A 3084-nucleotide genomic window follows, 5' to 3' on the forward strand; every position below is an offset into this window, starting at 1 on the left:
ATGAAGTCGACGCCGCAAAACACGATGACGTCCGCGTCCGTCTCCGCCGCTCGCCGTGCAAGCTCCAACGAATCGCCGACGAAATCCGCAACGTCCTGAACCTCCGCACGCTGATAATTGTGCGCCAGTATTACTGCGTTCTTCCTGCGACGCAATTCCTCTATTTTCCTGACGAGCGTCTCCAAGCTCATTTCCTTTCACCTACCCGCCAACCGCTGGCGGAAATATCGCTATTTCATCTCCGTCTTTCAACATGGAGCGGAGTTCCTCGCCTCGCCCATTGCGCAGCACCCGAACGTGATCCCTTAATTTCCCATGTTCGTTGAAGAGTTCGTTACAAATTCCATACATTTCACGCAGCTTGCTCAGGGCATCGAAGATGCTGCTCCTTTCCTCTAAATGAAGCTCCATTTCCTTGGCGCCAACAAGCTCTCTGAACATGGCGAAAAGTCTTATTTTGATCCTCATAGCCCCACCTCGAAGTCGGGGAGCGCAGAGCATGCACGGCAGCGCACGCACCCCGCCTTATTCTTCCTCCAACTAAGACCCGCATCTCGCAGAATGGTTGCGACCTCCTCATACAATGTTCTCATACGTTCGTAGCTCGGAGGCATCTTTTTCCCGAAGTCGGTGCCCGGGATTGGACGGAAAGGTACGACGAACGGATAAACTCCCAGCTCCGCAAGCACCTTGCACCCGTCGAATACGGACTCGTCGCTCTCGCCCATGCCGACGATGAGGTGGCTGCTCACCTGATTCTCGCCGAAAATGCCAACAGCTTCCTCCCAAACCCTCATATAAGCGTTGTGCATCTCGGCTTTTGCAGGAGCGACTTCCGACAGGACTCGCTTGTCAAAGCACTCTATGTGGATCCCAACGGTGTCCACGCCCCTCGCTTTCAGATCTTCCAAAAGGCTCAGGTCGTAGGGCGGCTCGAACTGCACGTGGATGTCCAGCTTCGCCTCATCCTTCAGGAGCCTTGCAGCGTCCGCAGCCGCGAGAATTCCCTTGTCTCTCGTCGGAGGCGTTCCTGTCGTTATCGTGACGTGTTTCACTCCCTCTTTCTTCGCGGCGAGCGCAACCTCCAAAAGCTGTTCAGGAGTCTTCCTCTCTATGGTCTCGCCGCTCTGCAAGGAAAGCTCGATGCCGCAAAACTTGCATCTTTTAGCGTTCCAGTGGATACGCTTCTGGATGAGCGTCGTCGCCAGACAGTCCTTACCATGCAGCAATGCTACTTTTTTATAAGGAACTCCGTCCCTCGTCTTCAGCTCATAAAACTTCGAGGACGGGATTTCCACCTCCAAAACGAGGTTTTCTCCACGTTTCAGGAAAAGCTTCCCTTCTTGCCGCTCTATGCTGTATGGCGACTTATCTGCGACGTGCGGCGTTACGGGGACGTTTGCGACGGTATCTCCTAATACGAGCGTCACGCCCGCCGCGGGACCTGCGCCCCGCATCCTCTCCCTAACCGGAGAGCGCACGCCCTTGCTCTGCAGCTCAGCTTTCAAATATCTTAGCGCTCTCATGTCCCCGCTCCCTCGACGACGGAAAGAACGCGAAGCGGGCAGGCGTTCACGCACACGCCACAGCCCACGCATTTCTTCTCGTCAAGAGAAACTCTCCAATCAGGGCCGAATTTGAAAGCTCCTCTCGGGCATACGGACATGCAAGCGCCGCAGTGCACGCATCGCATCTCATCCCAGACGATCAACTTCTTCAGTATTCTTACCTCTACACCTCGCTCCTTGAAAAGCTCGACCACCCGCCTCGCCTTGTCGTCCGGAACGTCGATAACCACTTCTGCGTGCGTGGCATCCACTCTTGCCTTGTCTATATTTATCTTTGCCCCGGTTTCGAGGATGATCTCAGCGGTATACGGGCGTTCGTGCAAATGCGACGGAAATCGCAGCAGAAGCTTCATCTTATCACCCCCATAAGCTTGCTGACGTCATCGCTTGTTATCATTCCAAGCACCCTCTTCGAGGAGTCCACAACTGGAAGCGCTGAAATGTCATATCTCTCAAACTTCCTCACGACAGAATCTATCGGCTCGTCTAGGGACGCTGTTATCATTTTCTTCGTCATGATGCTGTCGAGCTTCTTCAGGTTATGCGCCACAGCCTTCGAGACATCCCAGGCGGTGACGATGCCCACCAGCTTGTTCTCCGCGTCCACCACCGGTATGTGCGTCACCCCACTCTCGACAATGAGCTTTGCGGCGTCCTTCACGCTTTTCTCTGCGGTAAGCGTGACGAAACGCTTTGACATGACGTCCCTGACAAGTGGGCGCTCCCTTTTCTGCCTCATCGGCTTAAAGACAGTCTTCGTAGGCAGTCTTTCCACCGGTTCTGTTAGCAGGAACTCGCCGCGCTCTATCTGGCGCTTCAGCTCCTCCGCGACCCGCCTCGCCATGTAGAAGCTAGAGAGCGGCGACGTCGGCACCTCCCTCCCCGCTATCTCTATGCTCCCAGACTTTAACTCAGCATAGGTTACCCTCCTTAAGACTGGACGGTCCCTGCGGGGCACTCCGTAGTCGATGACCTCGGTCACTATGTCCTCGTCGCTCACTCCGGTCTTAGCGGCGACCCTTTCATTCAGGACTGGAATGGGGATGCCGATGCCTATGTAAAGAGTTACACCGTACTTGTAAAACACCGCGGCTCTTAAGAGCCCGGTGTTCATGTTTTTTAAGTCAGCATGCACCATCAGCGTTCCGAGCCCGCTCACAGGTTCGTGCTGGGTGCCCTCACCGACGATGTACCCGTGGGCGCCGCCGATGAGAATGCGCGTGCCCACGCCGATCGTCTCATACCCCGGGTCGTTACAGAGGGGCGAGAGCGCCCCGGCGCCGCAGAACGTTGCGTTCCCGTAGTTGGGGAGCAGTGTGCCCATGTACGTGTAAAGCGTCCTGTCGGTCGAGTTCGTCGCCGCACTGTATCGTTGGTAAGCATTTCTCTGGTTGACCATGACGGCTTGGTTGAGGTCGGCGAGCGTGATTTCGGTCTCGATGCTCCTCCGCGGGTAGCAGTCGGTGCCGTGCGCAATAGCCCGCACCTCCACCCCCTTCCCCGAAATCAGCTCCTC

The 3084-nt window shown here is 55.9% G+C and carries 5 protein-coding genes; all 5 read right to left on the reverse strand.

The annotated features are described in order from the left end of the window. The coding region (gene nadA / locus ACXJJA_RS09500) for a quinolinate synthase NadA (protein ID WP_456487979.1) at positions 1–191 on the reverse strand (191 nt) is incomplete at its 3' end. Positions 192–201: 10 nt separating this feature from the next. Further along, positions 202–468, reverse strand: coding sequence for a ubiquitin-like small modifier protein 1 (locus ACXJJA_RS09505; protein ID WP_456487980.1), 267 nt, complete (start codon positions 466–468; stop codon positions 202–204). After that, positions 465–1526, reverse strand: coding sequence for an MSMEG_0568 family radical SAM protein (locus ACXJJA_RS09510; RefSeq protein WP_456487981.1), 1062 nt, complete (start codon positions 1524–1526; stop codon positions 465–467). The genes ACXJJA_RS09505 and ACXJJA_RS09510 overlap by 4 nt, the downstream gene beginning before the upstream one ends. Then, the gene (locus ACXJJA_RS09515; protein ID WP_456487982.1) at positions 1523–1921 is read right to left on the reverse strand and encodes a 4Fe-4S binding protein; all 399 of its coding nucleotides are present in this window, start codon (positions 1919–1921) and stop codon (positions 1523–1525) included. The genes ACXJJA_RS09510 and ACXJJA_RS09515 overlap by 4 nt, the downstream gene beginning before the upstream one ends. Next, a partial coding sequence (locus ACXJJA_RS09520; protein ID WP_456487983.1) for a homocysteine biosynthesis protein occupies positions 1918–3084 on the reverse strand: 1167 nt, incomplete at its 5' end. The genes ACXJJA_RS09515 and ACXJJA_RS09520, both read right to left, overlap by 4 nt.

Source organism: Candidatus Alkanophaga liquidiphilum, from assembly GCF_053996935.1.